The following is a 17077-nucleotide window of genomic DNA, read 5'->3' on the forward strand; positions in this document are numbered from 1 at the left end:
TTACTATGAATAATACATATACAAATATTTTAATCGCGGTGGATGGTTCTAAAGAAGCAGAAAAAGCCTTTAAAAAAGCAATTCAAGTCGCAAAACGCAACAATGCAACATTAACTATTGCTCATATCGTTGATGTAAAAGCATACTCAGCAGTAGAAGCTTATAGCCGTGCAATTGCTGAACGTGCAAATCTATTTGCAGAAGACTTATTAGAAGACTACAAAAAAACTGCGCTTGAAGCTGGCCTTGAAAAAATTGAAACTGTATTAGAATTTGGTAATCCTAAATCAAAAATTTCAAAAGAAATCGCTCCAAATCATAAAGTAGATTTAATTATGTGTGGTGCAACTGGTTTAAATGCTGTTGAGCGTTTCCTAATTGGTAGCGTCTCTGAACATATTATTCGCTATGCGAAATGCGATGTCCTTGTTGTTCGTGGTGATGAGGAGCAAGGTGAGCTTTAATTTATAAAAATAAATAGGGTAAATAAGAGGCTTCTCTTATTTACCCTATTTTCATTTATACTTTTGGAATTCTGTAATCTGGATTATGCTGTTCCCAGCCACCTTGTGTATGTACACTCGTATCGCCATCACCATCTACCCATATTGTTCTCCCGTCAGGTAAAACTCTTTCATGGGGTGTTACATGATGCGTATTCGGGTTTTCCTCCGCTGTATATTCTGCATCCATTACTTCTGGAGCTGATGCTTGTGCTACACTATCACCTTCTACTCCGTCGGCGATTCCATCCACACCATCAACTATATCAATAACTCCAACTGAGAAGACGCCTACAGCTGCAACTTTAGCTAATTCTTTCCCTGCTTCTATTGCTTTATCAGTATCTCCTTCTCTTATTGCTTGTACAGTTTCAACTCCCTTTTCCGAAACATGTACAATCCCTTTTCCAATTGTCGTTGCTGTATCTTGAACTGTTCCAAGTATTTCTTCGTATCCTCGCTTCGCTTGCTGTTTATCATCTGTAATAAGACCACCTATAGCATCATACGTCCCATCAGCAAGATTCCCAACGATTTCCCCAGTTTTCACAGTAGCTTTATTAACACCTTTTCCAACATCCTTTATGAAATTACTGTTCGTAACTTCTCCTACTGCTTCTATCGCACCGCCCACTACTTCGGCTGTAACTTTAGCGGCTGCTTTAGTTACTAATTTAATTAAACTCATACCGCATCTCCTTTTTAATATCATTATATAAAACTATTGCGATTATAATTATATAGCTGTAGTCTATATAACTACAACTTATTTCACATACTTTACTATAAACACAAAACAAACCACAACAACAATAACGATCGCCAACACATAAGGCGGAAGAAACTTCAAAGACCATAATGCCATCATAATCGTAGCTACTGTTAAATAAGATTGCCTTGCATCTTCTGTCATTTTTTTACGAAGGCAGAATACATACAAATAACCGATTGGCGGCGTAATAAAGCAAAGAACATATATAATTTTAGATTTCAAATACCATTTTTGTTCCCCAAGTTTCTGTATATCTTCTTCTATTCTCTTATGCTCTTGTTCTCTCGCTTCTTCTACAAGCGGATCTTCCTCTTCTCCTCGCTTTTCTTTCATATAAGGAAGAAAATGCATGAAAAAATAGTATGCAAATACGAACGCTCCAAATCCAATATTTACTCTTTCTAATGGAATATGTTCACTAAAACAAGCAGCGGCAATCACTAAAGAAAAACAATACGTCGTTATCCAAAATGAACGTTTTCTCTTTTTTCGTTCCATTTCTTTTTTATCTTGTACATGTTTTCTTTTCGAAAGCCATATCGAAATACAGCAGTCTACTACAAATAGAATAAAGATAAATATCCCGATATGTACTGTTTCTACATCCTCAAATGAAAAGATATTTGGGAATGCAACGTGCAATACAATTAGCGTATACAAAATTAACCCTATAAAATAAATACGTCTCATTTTCCATCCCTTTCTTATTTCCTAACATTACATTAACATACATTTTTTAGAAATAAACGGACAAAATATATATGTTTAGAAAAGGAGGGTGCTACATGGATGATTCTGAACGTATTATTTTAGATGTGAATGGGAAAGAAATCGAAATGTTAGATACGATTCGTACTCATTTTAAAGAGAAACATGGAGTTGAACTAAGTAACGGTGCATTGCTTAGAGATTTGATGGATATTGAGTATATTCGAATTACGGAAGATCGGCATAAGTATGATTAAAAGAAAACGACTGCAGGCGAATGCCATCAGTCGTTTTTCTTTCTTTATTTAAGCTCTTGATGCTTCCCGCCCATACCACCTGGCTCATTGCTATCTTGGTGTACAGTTACTTTATTGGTTTTCGCATCTTTCAAAACTCTATATGTATATGATTCGTTTGGTTCATCTTTAAACTGTACATTCATACCGTAAGAACCGATTTTACTATAAAAGGCCGGTTTTATGTACGAAATATCACTTTCTTTATATCCTTTTTCTTGCAAGTGCCACATCGTTGCAAGAATCGCTTCCTCTCGCTTTACTTGTTCACCAACAAAGATATATTTGTCTAGGAGAAACACTTTAACATTTGCACTTAAGCTAATTAACAGTAAAACGATAAATATTATTTTTTTCATAGACTTCCCCTAAATTATTCTTTTTTACTATATCATAACTTAAATACTAGTAAAAAAGAAAGTACGCCAGACTTTAACAGACTGGCGTACTTTTTAACTCAATTCTTGATAACTTCTTTCGTTAATCCCTTCGCCTTCTCCAAAGCCTTTTCAATCTGTTCAAATCCTGTTCCACCAGCACTGTTACGACGCTTTACAGCTGCATATGGTGACAGCACTTCATACAAATCTTCTTCAAATAACGAGCTCATTTCTTTATACGTTTCAAGTGGTACATCTACTAAATAAATTCCTTTTTGTGTACAGTGCAGCACTAGCTTTCCAACAATTTCATGAGCTTGACGGAATGGTAGTCCTTTGTTTGCTAAGTAGTCAGCAATTTCTGTTGCGTTAGAGAAATCTTGCGTTACAGCTTGCCCCATTTTTTCTTTGTTTACAGTCATTGTCTCTAACATGCCTGCCATAATATGAAGGCATCCTTCTACTGTTTTTACTGTATCAAACATTCCTTCTTTATCTTCTTGCAAGTCTTTATTGTAAGCGAGCGGCAATCCTTTCATTACTGTAAGTAAGCTAAATAAATTACCGTACACTCTGCCTGTTTTACCACGAATAAGTTCCGCCATATCTGGATTTTTCTTTTGCGGCATAATGCTGCTTCCCGTTGCGTATTGATCGCTCATTTCAATAAATTGAAACTCTTGGCTACTCCATAAAATAAGTTCTTCGCAAAAGCGTGATAAGTGCATCATAAGCATAGATGAGTTACTGAGGAACTCCAATATGAAATCGCGATCGCTTACTGCATCTAAACTATTTTCATAGATTCCATTAAATCCAAGAAGCCCCGCACTATATTCTCGGTCAATCGGGAATGTTGTCCCAGCTAACGCTCCTGCTCCTAATGGTGAAATGTTAATACGCTTTAACGAATCTTCATAACGATTCACATCGCGCTCTAACATCCAAAAATAAGCGAGAATATGATGCGCAAATGAAATTGGCTGGGCACGCTGCAAGTGCGTATAACCAGGCATAATCGTTTCAATATTATTTTCTGCTTGATGAACAAGAACAGTTTGCAATTGTTTTGTAGCTTTTATAATATGCTCTACTTTTTCATTTAAATATAAGTGCATATCTGTCGCTACTTGATCGTTACGACTTCGGCCAGTATGAAGTTTCCCGCCTACTTCACCGATTTTTTCAATTAACATCTTTTCGATATTTAAATGAATGTCTTCCGCTTCAACGGAAAAATGCAATTTATTTTGTTTCGCTTCTTCTAATAAATATTGAAGACCTATCTTTATTTTCTCTGCTTCTTCTTTCGTAACGATGCCTTGCTTTGCTAGCATCGTTACGTGCGCAATACTCCCGTTTATATCTTGATTTACTAATTGTTGATCGAAGGAGATGGATGCCCCGAACTCTTCAACCCACGCTTCCGCTTCTTCTGTAAAACGTCCGCCCCAAAGTTTGCTCACGCTTCCACCTTCTTTTGATTCACTTGGCTGTATACTTTCGTCGGTAAACCGAATAATGAAATGAATCCAACTGCTGCATCATGATTAAATTCATCCTGAGCAGTATACGTTGCTAATTTTTCATCGTATAAAGAGTACTCAGATTTACGTCCTTCTACAATTGCATGACCTTTAAATAATTTCACACGCACCATGCCTGTTACATTCTTTTGCGTTTCTTGTAAGAAAGCATGAAGCGCTTGTTTTAAAGGCGAGAACCATAAACCGTTATAAATAAGCTCTGTTATTTTTTGCTCAATCATCGGTTTAAAATGTGCTACTTCTTTTACGAGTGTTAAATCTTCAAGTTCTTTATGCGCCGTAATTAATGTCATTGCTGCTGGGCATTCGTATACTTCACGCGATTTAATACCGACAAGACGATTTTCTACGTGATCGATACGTCCAACGCCATGTTTTCCAGCAAGTGCATTTAACGTTTTAATAAGTTCTGAAAGTGGGTATGCAGTACCATTTAAAGTCGTCGGTACGCCTGCTTCAAAGCCGATTTCTACAAACTCTGGTTTATTCGGTGTATCTTCTAATGCTAATGTCATCTCATATGCATCTTCTGGCGGTGCTGCCCATGGATCTTCTAAAATGCCACATTCATTACTGCGTCCCCATAAGTTTTGATCGATTGAAAATGGGCTGTCTAAATTAATCGGAATTGGTACATTGTTTTCTTTTGCATAGGCAATTTCTTCTTCACGTGACCATTTCCATTCACGTACAGGTGCAATCACTTCTAAGTAAGGATTTAACGCTTGAATAGAAACTTCAAAACGAACTTGATCATTCCCTTTCCCTGTACATCCGTGTGCCACTGCAGTCGCTCCTTCTTGTTCCGCAATTTCTACTAATTTCTTTGCGATAAGTGGACGAGATAACGCCGAAACGAGAGGATATTTCCCTTCATATAACGTGTGTGCTTGCATCGCCATCAATGCATATTCGTTTGCAAATTCTTCTTGAACATCAATCATATATGATTTAATTGCACCTACTGAAAGTGCTTTTTCTTTTACAAATGCTAAGTCTTTACCTTCCCCTAAGTCTAAACAAAGCGCAATAATATCATAATTCTTCTCTTGTAACCATTTAATTGCAACGGAAGTATCAAGGCCTCCAGAATATGCTAATACAACTTTTTTCTTCTCCATTTTGCATCCCCCTAAAGAATAAATATTCATTTTCTTTTATAATAATTCACACTTTAACACCTTTTACAAAATGTATCAAGAGTCATTTTCAAATTTTTTCAAACAATTTCGTCGAACTTCTTTCTGTTTTTTTGTACAATATAAGCAGGAAAACGGGGGTGAACTTATGGAAAAGTATTTCTTATACGATGAACATCTCGGAATTGAAATTCCGCATTTACAAGAAGACTGGGAAGATATCCCCGAAAAAATGCAACATGCGATTTTATTAAAATGGGAACAAGTTCGCGGAAAGATTCCTGATCGTATAAAAGAACTCGAACATTATATTAATGCAAAACAGCATCATTTAAATAACGAAGAAGACTTCGAAATTTCTTGCAAACTGAATTCAGAAATTGCCGATCTCGCTTCCATCATTAATGACCTTTGGCTTTGGTATCGACTCACTCAAAATGTATCTGAGGGGAAAGCACACCAATAAAAAAAGCATGCCCCTCAATTACTTTGGGTCATGCTTTTTTGTCGTAACACGATTTACAATATATTTCTTGTGCTGTTTTTGCCAAACACACATCAAATGGACCAACTAATATACTTCTTTCTTTCGGCAACTTTACAAAAGCAACAAGCTCTTCTTCATATTGAATCTTTTTCTGACATGAAACGCATATTAACTCTTTTCTTTTAAACATGTCTTTTAGCATATTCTCACTCTCCTCTTCATCTATCTATATTAATATACTCTCATAATAGTTAAAACTTGTAAAAAAATGACACATTATAAAGTAAATGATTCATATACTATGTACAAAAGGAGGCCTTACACTTATGCGCGCTTTCGTTATTATCGCTTTAACTTTTTTAAGTGTGATTAGCTGGGATGCGTTTTTTAAAGATAAAAATACAACTGAATAGAAACTCTTCTTTTCTTACTTATTGGACAAACTAAAAAAAACGGTCCAATTCTCCAAAATAACTTAGGCTTTTCTACAAAAATATTTAAACATAACAATTTTTGTAGATTTCCTCCGTTTATTGTCGGTTTCCATCCGCATACATTTTTTGAAAGTATGATATAATAATATAAATCTTGAAGGAAGGGATTTTGATATCATGATCGCTCGAAGGAGCATGTGGCATCGTATTGACGAATCATACACGTAGCGTATTTTCCAGCTCAGATACTTTAGTCTAGCGAAAAAAATACGAGAGTGGGGAAATTATGATTGCCCGAAGGATAATTTGGCAAAAAAAAGACTCTTCTTACACATAGCGTTTTGTTTAGGGCTTAATTGTTACTAGCTAAACAAAACAAAGAAGAGCAGGATTGCTAAATGAAGAATCCTACTCCACGTTTTGTTTAGTCGTTTTAAGACTTAAACTAAAACGAAAGTAGGGAGAATTGATGGACGAGAGGATTATTCGTTATTTCTTCAGCGACATATAGCGTAGTTAGTTTTTTCGTAAACTAACTGAAGCTACATGTGAGCTCGTAGTTAGTTTACAACACAAAAAAGGACTACTAACTACGGAAAGAAGGAATAACGATGAGGAACATCCAAAGTCGACAAATTATTAAAGAAGTTTTTATGGTTTTAATCGGTTCATTTATTTTAGCAGCAGCGCTATATCACATTCACTTCCAAAACCACTTAACAGAAGGTGGCTTTGTAGGTATCGCACTATTCATCCAAAATTTTTATGATATTTCACCATCTATTTCAACTGTAATAATGGATATCCCAATTATTCTACTATGCGCTTCATTGTTAGGTAGAAAAATGGTTGGCTATTCATTCTTAGGTTCAATTTCATTCGGAGTATTTTATTCTCTTATGGAAAATTATTCTCCATTTACGGTCGATTTATCAAACAATTTATTTATAGCTGCAGTAGTTGGCGGTGCGTTAGCTGGTATTGGACTCGGTTTTATATTGCGATTTGGCGGTGCAACCGGTGGAGACGATATTTTAACAATTGTATTAAGTAAAAAAACACGTTTTACAATTGGGCAAATTTTCTTCGTCTTTGACGCGATTGTTCTTGCGCTTTCATTATATTATTTAAATTGGACAGAAATTGCTTTTACTATTCTTTCGATTGCCGTACAGGCAAAAACATTGGATTTAATTTATTATCCAAAAACAGAAAAAGCAGAAGAAAAGCAGCCAGTATCTATTCCAATGTCCAAAAAGCATGCAACAAATTAAAAAAGCGAAAGGCTTCGGCCTCTCGCTTTTTTTATGCTCTTTTTTCCTTCTCGACTATGTGGCGCACTTGATAAAATCTATTTGCAAATTCAGTAACGTTTCTTGTTAAACGATAATTCACTGTAGACCCGATTGCCATTCCAATTACCGGAATACCTTGGAATAATTTACGACGAAGAGCATAAATCGAAAATGTTTTCAAAATTTGTTTTAAAATAATTTCAGTCGAAGCTGGTTGTAACACCGCTTCATCTCCTTCGTAGAAGAAGGAATCTTCTTGTTCTAGCTCTTGCAGTAAATTGTACCATGCGTATTGCTGAAGTCTTCCTGGTAGTAATGACGCATGAAATACCTTTAACGCAAGCATCATTTCATAAGGCTTGTTCACATCATGCCCAAATGACGTTGCAATAAGTTGGACAGCCTTCACATTTAACGCAATCATAACCGGAAAATCAGCTGTTAATAATAATAAACCTCCAGCACCCGTTGCTCCGCCTTGTACGAATGAATATAGGCGATGGCGTGCTGTTTGCTGCTCTGCTATGTATGTTAATTGATCGATAGATAATGCTTTTAAATCCTCTAGTTGCTCAATCGATTCATCAAATAATCTCGATGTTCCTAAAATACGATTACGCGCCTCTAACTGTGATTGTGAACTTTGAATCAATGCATGCAAATGAAAAAGCCATCCATCTGCTTTCGTAAAGAAATCTTTTCGTTTTTTCTCAGGTAGTTTCGCAATTGTATTATGTACCCATTTATCAAACAGTTTTTGAAAATCAGTCGCTTCTTGCTCAACTAATTGCGATTCCCATTCTTTTATATTGTCTAAAATGGCTTGTTCTCGCTTCGATCGCATCGTAACAACCACCTCGTTCGATTTTTTTCTATTGTAACATATTTCTGCTTATTCTTTGCAAATATGCTTGTCTATCTTTATTCACATACCACTTTTAGTGACATAAAATATTAACAAAAAGGATGAGATAAATCACATGAATCTATCCGATATAAAAAAAGAATATCATGCAGTATTCAGTTTAGGACAAAACTGCTGGCCTGCTTGGGCGTTATATCAATTCAAATTATCACCATTTTTTGGCGTTATTGATTTTATGCTAAGCCCATCATTAGAAAAGGTGAATATATTATTACAAAATCGATTTGACCGTTTTTTACAGTTAGAAAATTTATCCTTCATCTCATTTTGGGATGATGATGCGAAATTAAGACTACGGGACAATCTATATGAAATCGACTCCTGCCACGACTTTAAAACAGATGTAAACACACCAACTTCTTGGCCTTCTTATACAGAAATTAAGTTAAATTATGAGCACCGAATTAATCGTTTTCTAACAACAATTGACACAGCACAATCCATATTATTTATTCGAACTGGAGGAACATACGAAGAAGCACGTTCCTTGGAACACATTTTATCTCAAATCGTTACACATACATTCTCTGTCCTATTACTCATTCCTGAAGATGTACCAACTGTTACGGAAGAAGATTGGGGATTGCAAAATATTTGCGTTATAAAATGTCCTATTATGGATGTATTTCAGTACAATGAAGCATTTTGGAATGACTTATTTAATGGCATCGTAATTCGACCACATTCTTAAATACACGACACTTTTATTACGCAATACATTATAATCATCCTTATACAAAATAAAGTGAAACTTTAATCAGTGGGGGTTTTGTTCATCCCCACTGATTATCAGCCCTCACCAATCGGACTTTTACGGACAGCCCGACCCCCACCTAACTTCTTTGCTTCCGCTGAATTTTGAGGTGAGGGTCTTACTGCCCGTTAAAGCGGGATAAATAAGGAGTGATTGTATATGTATCCACGTGCAAAAGCTTTCGGTCTTGCTTTACATCACGAGCGGCTTCTCGTACAAGAATATCATACAGACGATGAAACATATTACCGGCCTCTTGGCGGTTCAATTGAACTTGGTGAAAAATCAGCACATACTGTTATTCGTGAATTTCAAGAAGAGCTTCATACAGAAGTGGAGATCACTGCTTATTTAGGTTGCTTAGAAAACATCTTTCATCTTGATGGAGAAATTGCTCATGAAATCATTCAGTTATATTCTTTACGCTTATTAGACACGTCACTATATGGAATGGAAGTACTGCATATACAAGATGAACAAACAGTATCGTATGCGAAGTGGATTCCCATTACAGCATTCATTCAGGAGAAAAAAGCACTATATCCAGATGGAATTTTAAACTATATCCAAAAGAAAAAAGACGAAATCCTATAGGACTTCGTCTTTCTTTTCATATATTAACCGATGTTTCCAAGACGTAGTACGTCACGAGCGATCATAACTTCTTCGTCAGTTGGAATTACAATAATTTTTACTGGAGAATGTGGGAAGTTGATGAATGCTTCCTCACCGAATACGTTATTGCGTTTTGCATCGAAGTATACGCCCATGTATTCAAGGCCTTCTAATACGCGTTCACGAATAATCGCACTGTTTTCACCTACACCAGCTGTGAAGATGATTGCATCTACACCTTTCATACGAGCAGTGTAAGAACCGATGTATTTGTGGATACGGCTTACGAATACATCAAGTGCTACTTTCGCACGGTGATCGCCTTCTTCTTCTTTCGCAATGATGTCACGTAGGTCACTAGAGTAACCAGTAAGACCTAACATACCACTCTTCTTGTTTAATACGTTAACTACTTCTTCTACTGTTTGGCCTGTTTTTTCCATGATGTATGGAATTAACGCAGGGTCAATGTTACCAGAACGTGTACCCATTGTTACACCAGCAAGTGGAGTGAAGCCCATAGAAGTATCGATAGATTTACCGCCTTCTACTGCTGCGATACTTGCACCGTTACCTAAGTGACAAGAAAGTAAGCTTAAGCTTTCAAGTGGACGACCTAATAGTTCAGCCGCACGCTCAGTTACATATTTATGAGAAGTTCCGTGGAAACCGTATTTACGGATACCGAATTTTTCATAGTACTCATATGGTAAGCTGTATAGGAATGCAGATTCCGGCATTGTTTGGTGGAATGCTGTATCGAATACTGCTACTGCTGGTACGTTTGGTAATACTTCTTGGAATGCTTTAATACCAACAACGTTTGCTGGGTTGTGAAGTGGTGCTAAATCGCTTAATTCTTCGATATCAGCTAATACTTCATCAGTAATTAGAACAGAGTCAGCAAATTTTTCGCCGCCGTGAACAACACGGTGACCGATACCGCCAATCTCATCTAGAGATTTAACGATTCCGTTTTCAGTTAATTTTTTAAGAAGCATATTAACTGCTACTGCGTGATCTGGAATGTTTGTAATTTCTTTTTGTTTTTCGCCATCTACAGTAATAGTGAAGATACTATCTTCTAAACCGATACGTTCTACTAAACCTTTTGTTAATACTGTTTCACTTGGCATTTCAAATAATTGGAATTTTAAGGAAGAGCTTCCTGCGTTAATCGCGATGATTTTTGACATCTAGTCTTTCGCCCCTTTTTCTCTTGGTAGTTGTGTGGATGTTTCCACAAACCGCTCGATTTTATCTGATCAAATTTACTAAATATGAAAACGTTTCATCATTAGTAAATTTTATACTCACGATTTTAATTTAAACATCGTACGACATATATTTCAAGTGAAAAAATTGTAACACCAAGAAAAAAAATATATTACAGATTTCAAAAAAATTCAGTTAAATCTTGTATATATTTAAAAATATGACATATCATATAAAACTGTACTACATGAATTACTAACCCTGTTACATATACCTAGCCTTATTTATGCGTTGCAAACCAAGTATTTAATTGGTCCATAATGTCCTCCATCGCCTTCATGTTGGAGAATTTAGGTAACTCCACTAATAACGCCTGTTTTGGCATCGTTACACTAGGACCTTTCTTTTGGAGAACAAATATACTTTTTGCATTTTTCTCGTTTTTAAACATGGAAACAGGTAGCTGTAATAACCCCTGAATAAAGCATGTTTCTTTAATAAATGCATGTAATTTCGGTGCTTGATCACTTTCAAAAATGAAGTTCGGTACTAGGAAGAATAAGTATCCGCCTTCTTTCGTATGCTTCACACTTTGTTCAATAAATAGGTGGTGGGCATATGACATTCCTTCATCTGCTTTTAACTTATATTCACTTGCACCGATTTCATTTGGATAGTAACCAACCGGTAAGTCTGAAACGACTGCATCAACTGGATCGATATAAAGCGGTGCTAGTCCATCTTGATGGAAGAATTCGATTGCATGCTTTTGTAAATTCGCATTTACTAAAGCAAGTTTAATTAGCACTTCGTCCACTTCTACACCAAATCCACTCATCGTAACGTTTTCTTGAGCACTATTGAAAACTGTCGTCATCAAGTTACCTGTTCCAATTGCAGGGTCTAACACAGTAATTTCATTTTGACCCTTCATAAATTTATGGAATAAGTAACTCATGAACATACCAACTGCATCAGGCGTCATTTCGTGATTCGCTTGTACGCCTTCCTTCATTCCTTTTAAGATGGCTAACTGAAATGCTTTACGAATTTCTTCACCTTTATATGTTTCTTCATTAAACGTACTATATTCACGATTCAGCCTTTCAATTGCTGATTCTGATAATTCCTCTTGTAAAATCGCTCCTTCAAACAAGTTATCCCCTGTTTCTACAAGCGCCTCTAAATATGTTACATCTAATTCTTTACGTAAAACTACCGCAGAAGAATCAAAAATAGAAAATAAAGTTTCTACTGTCTGACTCACGTACATTCCTCCTTCTCTCTTTTACACATAACTTATATCATACCATAATCTGATTTTTTCCCAAAAGAAAAAGCGACCTCTTTTTAAGAGCTCCCTTTTTAGTGATGTATGATGTAACGTCTTCTCTCGTATATCGATTCCATATAGCAATATATGAGAGAAGACGACCTCTTACAAAGAGGTCATCTTCGTTCACATTATTTTGCAGCTTTTGCTGCTTCTAATGCTGCTTCATAGTTTGGATGGCTTGTACCTTCGCTTACGTATTCTACGTAAACTACTTTGTCATTGCTATCTACTACGAATACTGCACGAGCAAGTAAACGAAGCTCTTTCATTACTAAGCCGTAAGCTTCACCGAATGAAAGGTCACGGTGGTCAGAAAGTGTAACAACATTTTCTAAACCGTTTGCTGCACACCAACGTTTTTGAGCGAATGGTAAGTCAGCGCTAATCGTTAATACTTTCGCGTTTTCAATACCTGCTGCATCTTGGTTAAAACGACGTGTTTGTGCATCACATACACCTGTGTCGATAGAAGGTACAACACTAATTAATTTCACTTCACCTTTGTATGTTTCTAAACTTACTGGAGATAAGTCATTTGCTAACACTTGGAAGTTTGGCGCTTGATCGCCAACTTTAACTTCTGTTCCAACTAAAGTCATTGGGTTACCTTTAAAAGTTACGTTTGCCACTTGAAAATCCTCCCTTATTTAAACAAAATATGTACAATGTAAATGATAGTTTGTCCCTATCGATAATGCAAATAAAATCGCTTTATTTACAAAAAAATTAAAGAAGCTAATCTATTGATCAGCTTCTTTATTCGTTAAATTTGAAATTCAGGATCGTCTTCTTTTCGTTTATCCATCATTTCTTTCACTTTATCAACAGCTTGTGGCGCTAATTCAATTATTTTATCGATGACGTGTGTTTGCTTATCTAAGTGCAACACTTTTACGCCTTCTCCATTTATAACAAGAAAAGCAACAGGATTAATAGAAACTCCTCCACCGCTTCCCCCGCCAAATGGATGGCGGCCTGAATGTTCTATTGTACCAAATTCACTTCCACCAGCCGCAAATCCGAAGCTAACTTTTGAAACGGTAAGAATTACACTTCCATCAGCAGCTTTAATTGGATCGCCGACAATTGTATTTACATCAGTCATTTGTTTTAAATGCTGCATTGCAGTTGTCATTAAACCTTGAATTGGATGGTCCATTCTATATCCCCCCTATGCTTGAACAGATTTTTCTGTCGTACCAGATCTTTGTCTTCTCATAAACACGAGTAATTTCACCGCTGTTTTTATAGTACGGAATATACGAAAAGATGCTGTTAACTCACATCTTGATGCAAATCCTTTCCCTTGAAAAACAGGAGTAATTTCAAATTCTGGTACGTCGACAATATGCATATATTGTCCTACAACTCCAGCAGCCATTCCTTTTGTCCCCCATGCATATCCGGTGACAATTCCAGTACTAGCTGCGTCGCCTGCTCCAATTTGCGTATGCCATTTCCAACCATTGATTTTCACTCGTTTGAGAAAATCTTTAACGATAGTATGAACTTCTTGCAGCTTTTTTATCAGTTCTCCCATACTATCAAGTTGTGCCATAATTTTATTGTCTAGTCCGCCGTCCTCTTCAGCTTTTTCGATTTTTTGTCCTGTTTTCTTCTGCTGTTTCTCAATTCTTTCCAACACATCAAATGTATATCGAATCATCCATATTTTCACTTGAAGCAAACATTGCTTTTCCATTTCTGAATATAAAAATGTCACTTTAAGCTTTATTTTCGACAATAGTATAAACAAAATAAAAAGGAGAAGAATTATTATTCCAATTACGAGCCACTTCATACGTATCATCCTTTCACTCCGTACCCATTATCGACAACTTTATTCATCATTAAACAGCGTTTCATAAGATTGAATATAAAAATTTTTCTAAAAATAAAAAGGTATTTTGACAATTTATATCGAAATATATTATTTGAACATATCGTCAGGGAACGGACTCTAATGATATGTAGCACGAAGCATAGAAAATTTAACTGCAGTGGAGGGATACATAATGGCAGATCGTCGCAATTTATTTTTCTTTTATGGTGATGACAAAGCAAAACTCGTTGAAAAAATGAAACCAATCTATCGTATTTTAGAAGAGAATGGATTCACCATATTAGATCATCCAAAAAATGCAAACGCTATCGTCAGTGTTGGAGATGATGCAACTTTCTTACAAGCCGTTCGTAAAACTGGTTTTAGGGAAGATTGCTTATACGCAGGGATTTCTACGAAAGATGAAATTTCATTCTACTGCGATTTCCATATTGATCACGTTGATACAGCCCTTCAAGAAATTACAAAAAATGAAATTGAAGTGCGAAAATATCCAACAATTGAGGTAGATGTAGATGGTAGCACATCTTTCCATTGTTTAAATGAGTTCTCATTACGTTCTAGCATTATTAAAACGTTCGTTGTAGATGTTCACGTTGATGATTTATATTTCGAAACTTTTAGAGGTGACGGTTTAGTTGTTTCTACCCCAACAGGAAGTACAGCTTACAATAAATCGTTACGTGGTGCAGTTGTTGACCCGCTTATCCCTTGCTTCCAAGTAAGTGAATTGGCATCTTTAAATAACAACACATATCGTACACTTGGTTCACCGTTCATTTTAAATCACGAACGTACATTAACTTTAAAACTAAGACCAGACGGTAACGATTATCCTGTTATCGGCATGGATAACGAAGCGCTTAGCATTAAACAAGTGGAAAAAGCTGTTGTACGCTTAAGCGATAAACAAATTAAAACAGTTAAATTAAAAAACAACTCTTTCTGGGAAAAAGTACAGAGAACGTTTTTATAAGATTAAAATAACCGTAGAATTATGGTGGCCCATAATTCTACGGTTATTTATTTACCCCGATTGGCGCGAGCAACAACCTCTCGCTATCCGGCCGATATTCTTGTCAGTTTTTGTCGGTAAGTCGATATATTCTAATAATCGCTCATATATTTGGAGTTACGGTCGATATATTTCAATAATCGCTGATATAATTCAGGTTACGGTCGATATATTCCGATAATCGCTCATATATTTTTACGCACCTTTTCTATAAACGACTTTGCCATCTATTACGGTCATCTCTACTTGTACTTCTTTTATTTCCTCTGCCTCTATTTCAAAAATATCGCGGTCTAATATTGTAAAGTCTGCCTCATATCCTTTTGTAATTTGCCCTCGCTTCGCTTCTTTTCCGATTGCATAGGCACTTCCTGTTGTAAATAAAGAAACAGCCTCATATACCGTTAATCTTTCTTCTGGCATATAACATAAACCGTCAATAAAACTTCTACGTGTAACAGCGCTATATATGCCTAGAAACGGATTTACTTGCTCGATCGGAGCATCAGATCCCCCGTTACAGTGTAATCCCGCTTCCAGTAACGTCTTCCAAGCATACGCATAACGAAGACGGTGCTCGCCTAGTTTTTCAATGACTGATGGAAAATCTGATGAAACAAAGACTGGTTGTATATCAATAATGGCTTGCAAGTTTTTCATTCTTTCAATCAACTCTTCACGAGCTAGCTGACAATGAATAATACGGTCGCGTAATCCTTTTGCTGGCGGATACAATTCAAGCGCATCAATGACATATTCAAGCGATAAGTCACCGATAGTATGAATCGCAACTGGCATATGTAAGTCTCGTGCTTTCTTCACTAATTCCGCAAGTTCTTCACGTGAGAAAATGGCAACTCCATTTGTTTCTCTCGCATCTTCATACGGTTCACTTAATAAAGCTGTTCTTCCGCCAAAAGAACCGTCAGAAAAAATTTTCATTGCCCCAAACTCAATATAATGCTCATTTTCATATTCTTTTCGTTCATGTGCTACTTCATGGTGAACGAGTAAATGTGCTTTAAATGGCATTTCTTTTATAACATGAGAAAACGCATTATGCGTTTTTCTAAATCCACCGTAATAATTTAAATCTTCCGTATGCCCGCCAACGAGTCCATATTGCCAGCAGTCTTTAATTGCTGTTTGCACAGCACTTTGTAAGTAGGCTTCATCAATTTCAGGCTGGACATGTTTGATTAACTCTTGGCCTTGTTCATATAAAAGTCCTGTTAATTTATTGAATGAGTCCCGTCCAACTTTCCCGCCTTTTGGATCTTCTGCCTTTTCTGTTATATTCGCTTCTTGCAGTATGTATGAATTCACCCATGTAACGTGACGACAAACTCTCTTTAATAAAATGGGATGTTCTTTCGAAATTTCATCTAAATCACGCGTGTGAACATCTTTCGTATCCTTAAAATTATTTTCGTTCCAGCCCTCTCCGATAATCCAAGAACCTTTCGGCGCTTCTTCTACTCGCTTCCGAACGAGAGTCAGCACTTCTCTATAAGATGTGCAGTTTGATAAATCTAAACGAAGTAACCTCTCCCCGTGACCAATAAGATGCATATGGCTATCAACGAGACCTGGAATCATCGTTTTGCCTTTTAAATCGCGCAATTTAGCCACAGCATATCGGTTTTCTAACTCTTCTTTACTTCCATTATCAATGATCCTGCCATTTTCAACATAAATAGCTTCTACTTTTTCATTTTCTTCCCTCATCGTGTAAATGTTGCCGCCATACCAAATTTCCCCCATATATTTCATCTCCTTTGTTTTATTGTATAAAAAAAAGCACCATTTCAAA

At 36.3% G+C, this 17077-nt stretch carries 20 protein-coding genes; 7 read left to right on the forward strand and 13 right to left on the reverse strand.

Features of this window, described 5'->3' with window-relative positions; translation table 11 throughout:
* Positions 1–5: 5 nt before the first annotated feature.
* Positions 6–464: a universal stress protein gene (locus ACTFR9_RS15545; protein WP_001066673.1), complete on the forward strand. Its 459-nt coding sequence runs from the start codon at positions 6–8 to the stop codon at positions 462–464.
* A 55-nt stretch (positions 465–519) separates the two neighbouring features.
* Here ACTFR9_RS15545 and ACTFR9_RS15550 read toward each other — a convergent pair whose 3' ends face one another.
* Positions 520–1191 (reverse strand): hypothetical protein, encoded by a 672-nt coding sequence (locus tag ACTFR9_RS15550; protein WP_000052602.1) that lies wholly within the window; start codon positions 1189–1191, stop codon positions 520–522.
* 78 nt (positions 1192–1269) lie between these two features.
* The gene (locus ACTFR9_RS15555; RefSeq protein ID WP_073541112.1) at positions 1270–1965 is read right to left on the reverse strand and encodes a hypothetical protein; all 696 of its coding nucleotides are present in this window, start codon (positions 1963–1965) and stop codon (positions 1270–1272) included.
* A gap of 95 nt (positions 1966–2060) precedes the next feature.
* Between ACTFR9_RS15555 and ACTFR9_RS15560 the strand changes: the two genes are divergently transcribed.
* Positions 2061–2240 carry a hypothetical protein gene (locus tag ACTFR9_RS15560; RefSeq protein WP_000342760.1) on the forward strand — a complete coding sequence of 60 codons (180 nt, stop codon included), beginning with the start codon at positions 2061–2063 and terminating at the stop codon, positions 2238–2240.
* Positions 2241–2284: 44 nt separating this feature from the next.
* On the opposite strand, the gene ACTFR9_RS15565 is transcribed toward ACTFR9_RS15560, so the two are convergent.
* The 3 genes from ACTFR9_RS15565 to ACTFR9_RS15575 all read right to left on the reverse strand — a co-directional run bounded on the left by ACTFR9_RS15565 (position 2285) and on the right by ACTFR9_RS15575 (position 5327).
* A complete protein-coding gene (locus ACTFR9_RS15565) occupies positions 2285–2638 on the reverse strand; it encodes a DUF3139 domain-containing protein (RefSeq protein ID WP_061132057.1) in 354 nt (117 codons plus the stop codon).
* Positions 2639–2736: 98 nt separating this feature from the next.
* Complete coding sequence (argH, locus tag ACTFR9_RS15570; RefSeq protein WP_061132056.1) at positions 2737–4125, reverse strand: argininosuccinate lyase; 1389 nt, start codon at positions 4123–4125, stop codon at positions 2737–2739.
* Positions 4122–5327, reverse strand: a complete 1206-nt coding sequence (locus tag ACTFR9_RS15575; protein WP_000412327.1) for an argininosuccinate synthase — start codon at positions 5325–5327, stop codon at positions 4122–4124. Before ACTFR9_RS15575 ends, argH begins: the two co-directional genes overlap by 4 nt.
* Before the next feature lie 166 nt (positions 5328–5493).
* Between ACTFR9_RS15575 and ACTFR9_RS15580 the strand changes: the two genes are divergently transcribed.
* Positions 5494–5811, forward strand: a complete 318-nt coding sequence (locus ACTFR9_RS15580; protein WP_000417212.1) for a hypothetical protein — start codon at positions 5494–5496, stop codon at positions 5809–5811.
* 28 nt (positions 5812–5839) lie between these two features.
* Here ACTFR9_RS15580 and ACTFR9_RS15585 read toward each other — a convergent pair whose 3' ends face one another.
* Positions 5840–6034: a hypothetical protein gene (locus tag ACTFR9_RS15585; RefSeq protein ID WP_000910278.1), complete on the reverse strand. Its 195-nt coding sequence runs from the start codon at positions 6032–6034 to the stop codon at positions 5840–5842.
* Between the two features lie 843 nt (positions 6035–6877).
* Here ACTFR9_RS15585 and ACTFR9_RS15590 point away from each other — a divergent pair.
* On the forward strand, positions 6878–7540 hold the full coding sequence (locus ACTFR9_RS15590; protein WP_229136258.1) for a YitT family protein: 663 nt from the start codon (positions 6878–6880) through the stop codon (positions 7538–7540).
* A gap of 31 nt (positions 7541–7571) precedes the next feature.
* On the opposite strand, the gene ACTFR9_RS15595 is transcribed toward ACTFR9_RS15590, so the two are convergent.
* The gene (locus ACTFR9_RS15595; RefSeq protein WP_001256869.1) at positions 7572–8405 is read right to left on the reverse strand and encodes an EcsC family protein; all 834 of its coding nucleotides are present in this window, start codon (positions 8403–8405) and stop codon (positions 7572–7574) included.
* A 136-nt stretch (positions 8406–8541) separates the two neighbouring features.
* Here ACTFR9_RS15595 and ACTFR9_RS15600 point away from each other — a divergent pair, with 136 nt between their 5' ends.
* Both ACTFR9_RS15600 and ACTFR9_RS15605 read left to right on the forward strand, forming a co-directional pair.
* Positions 8542–9177 carry a DUF1796 family putative cysteine peptidase gene (locus ACTFR9_RS15600; RefSeq protein WP_001053723.1) on the forward strand — a complete coding sequence of 212 codons (636 nt, stop codon included), beginning with the start codon at positions 8542–8544 and terminating at the stop codon, positions 9175–9177.
* Between the two features lie 222 nt (positions 9178–9399).
* Complete coding sequence (locus ACTFR9_RS15605; protein WP_000283486.1) at positions 9400–9834, forward strand: NUDIX hydrolase; 435 nt, start codon at positions 9400–9402, stop codon at positions 9832–9834.
* 23 nt (positions 9835–9857) lie between these two features.
* On the opposite strand, the gene ackA is transcribed toward ACTFR9_RS15605, so the two are convergent.
* The 5 genes from ackA to ACTFR9_RS15630 all read right to left on the reverse strand — a co-directional run bounded on the left by ackA (position 9858) and on the right by ACTFR9_RS15630 (position 14216).
* Positions 9858–11051: an acetate kinase gene (gene ackA, locus ACTFR9_RS15610; RefSeq protein ID WP_000034576.1), complete on the reverse strand. Its 1194-nt coding sequence runs from the start codon at positions 11049–11051 to the stop codon at positions 9858–9860.
* Between the two features lie 299 nt (positions 11052–11350).
* Positions 11351–12337, reverse strand: coding sequence for a class I SAM-dependent methyltransferase (locus tag ACTFR9_RS15615; RefSeq protein ID WP_000084357.1), 987 nt, complete (start codon positions 12335–12337; stop codon positions 11351–11353).
* 197 nt (positions 12338–12534) lie between these two features.
* Complete coding sequence (gene tpx, locus ACTFR9_RS15620) at positions 12535–13035, reverse strand: thiol peroxidase (protein WP_000024528.1); 501 nt, start codon at positions 13033–13035, stop codon at positions 12535–12537.
* A gap of 134 nt (positions 13036–13169) precedes the next feature.
* Complete coding sequence (gene ytfJ / locus ACTFR9_RS15625; protein ID WP_440048998.1) at positions 13170–13565, reverse strand: GerW family sporulation protein; 396 nt, start codon at positions 13563–13565, stop codon at positions 13170–13172.
* 12 nt (positions 13566–13577) lie between these two features.
* Positions 13578–14216, reverse strand: coding sequence for a DUF2953 domain-containing protein (locus ACTFR9_RS15630; RefSeq protein WP_000620650.1), 639 nt, complete (start codon positions 14214–14216; stop codon positions 13578–13580).
* Positions 14217–14421: 205 nt separating this feature from the next.
* On the opposite strand from ACTFR9_RS15630, the gene ACTFR9_RS15635 reads away from it, so the two are divergent.
* A complete protein-coding gene (locus tag ACTFR9_RS15635) occupies positions 14422–15225 on the forward strand; it encodes an NAD kinase (protein ID WP_000785168.1) in 804 nt (267 codons plus the stop codon).
* Positions 15226–15459: 234 nt separating this feature from the next.
* Here the strand turns inward: ACTFR9_RS15635 and ACTFR9_RS15640 are convergent, their stop codons facing one another.
* Entirely contained in the window at positions 15460–17028 is a 1569-nt protein-coding gene (locus ACTFR9_RS15640) for an amidohydrolase (protein ID WP_229136259.1), read from the reverse strand.
* Between the last annotated feature and the right edge of the window lie 49 nt (positions 17029–17077).

This window comes from Bacillus cereus group sp. MYBK222-1 (assembly GCF_051916425.1).
Taxonomy (GTDB): Bacteria; Bacillota; Bacilli; order Bacillales; family Bacillaceae_G; genus Bacillus_A; species Bacillus_A paranthracis.